2 protein-coding genes and 1 pseudogene are annotated in these 1,456 nt (G+C 65.2%); 1 reads left to right on the plus strand and 2 read right to left on the minus strand.

Annotated elements, in window-relative coordinates:
• Window positions 1-627, plus strand: a 627-nt coding sequence (locus HP499_RS24175) for a zinc permease (protein WP_172326562.1), incomplete at its 5' end; no start/stop codon positions are given.
• An 80-nt stretch (window positions 628-707) separates the two neighbouring features.
• Here HP499_RS24175 and HP499_RS24180 read toward each other — a convergent pair.
• Together HP499_RS24180 and HP499_RS24185 are read right to left on the minus strand one after the other, a co-directional pair.
• The gene (locus HP499_RS24180; RefSeq protein ID WP_172326563.1) at window positions 708-938 is read right to left on the minus strand and encodes a DUF6458 family protein; all 231 of its coding nucleotides are present in this window, start codon (window positions 936-938) and stop codon (window positions 708-710) included.
• Window positions 939-1,063: 125 nt separating this feature from the next.
• Window positions 1,064-1,456: pseudogene (locus tag HP499_RS24185) on the minus strand (SDR family NAD(P)-dependent oxidoreductase); the annotation flags it as partial.

A 1,456-nucleotide genomic window follows, 5' to 3' on the forward strand; every position in this document is an offset into this window, starting at 1 on the left:
CAGGGCGGAATCGTGCGCGCAGCGGTGGGGCTCCTTGCGGGAGCCATCGTCTTCACCGCGCTGAGCGCCCTCTTGGATCGCTGGGCGCAACCCGGAAGAACGTCCAAATCCAAGCCCGCAGACAAAATCCAGGGCAGCCCGAAGCTGGATACCGACGCCGCGGCGTCCGATAAGGCTGCCACCTCCGCCTCGATCCGCGGAGCCGCCGGCATGGCCCTTCTCGCCGCGGTCACCTTGGACGGCGTGCCCGAAAACGTCGCCTTGGGCATCTCACTGGGCGAGGGATCCGGCGGCTTGGCGCTCCTGGCGGCAATCTTCGTTTCCAACCTGCCCGAAGCCCTGGTGGGGGCGTCGTCCATGCGCAGCCAAGGCAAAACGGCCGGCTTAATCATGCTGCTTTGGAGCGCGTGCGCGGCATTGCTGGTTGCCGCCGTGGTGCTCGGCGCGGGACCGCTCTCCTCGGCCCAACCCGAGACGATCTCCCTCCCGCTGGCCTTCGCGGCGGGCGCGGTGATCGCATCACTCGCGGACACCCTGATGCCCGAGGCCTACGAACACGGCGGCCCCGCGGTTGCACTGAGCACGGCAGCGGGATTCGTCCTGTCGTTCACCCTCTCGCTCGCCTGACACGCTGGTGCGGCATTAAAGCAAGAAGCGCACGACGTCGGGGGCCCGGCGTCGTGCGCTTCTTTTGTATGTTGCGGCTACTAGACCTCGGGGCGCCGCTCGACAACGGTGTGGGGATCGCCGCGGCGCTCAACCACGGTGCGACGGGTGCGGTTGGACATGGCGATGGAAATGATGAGTCCGATGACGCCGACCACCATCAGGATGTAGCCAACCAGGACCTGATCGAGGAAGGGGATGATTCCGGGGGCGAGCGCGAAAGCCAGAATAGCTCCGATGGCGATCAGGGCGATGGAAGAACCAATTCTCATAACGTGCTCCTCATGTTTTTTCGGCGCAGTCAGGGTCTACGGCCGAATCTGTATCATCAGGATACTTACGTTCCCCTCGCCCGGCCACCACCTACCGGCCCATGTCCCTTCCCCAAGCGTGCAGGTCAGTGACCGTAACGGGCGGCCACCCGGCCGATCGCATCCTCGGGAGTCGGCGCGGGTCCGAACACCTGCTCCTGGCGGGTGACATCGGCAACGTACTTTCCAGTCTCGAACCAGGCCACCATGCTGGCCATGTCTCCCACCAACGGAAGGACCTTCGCAGTGACCTTGCCGAGCCCGGCGATAGCACCGGCGGGTATGGACATCACCTTGACCTGCTTGCCAGCCCGTCGGCTGGCGAGTTCGGCGGCTTCATGGATGCTCACGGGACGGCTCCACCCGATGTCGATGCGCTCACCCTCAATAATGTCGGCATCCACCGCCTCGGCCAGGTAGGCGGCGACATCGCTGGCGAGCACGAACGTCAGGCGGGCATCTTCGGAACCCAGCCAAAC

This window comes from Paenarthrobacter sp. CM16 (genome assembly GCF_013179505.1).
Classification (GTDB): Bacteria; Actinomycetota; Actinomycetes; order Actinomycetales; family Micrococcaceae; genus Arthrobacter.

Excerpts from the sequence above, each read along its gene's own strand:
- HP499_RS24180 (WP_172326563.1), bottom strand. The coding sequence starts at position 938 with ATGAGAATTGGTTCTTCCATCGCCCTGATCGCCATCGGAGCTATTCTG.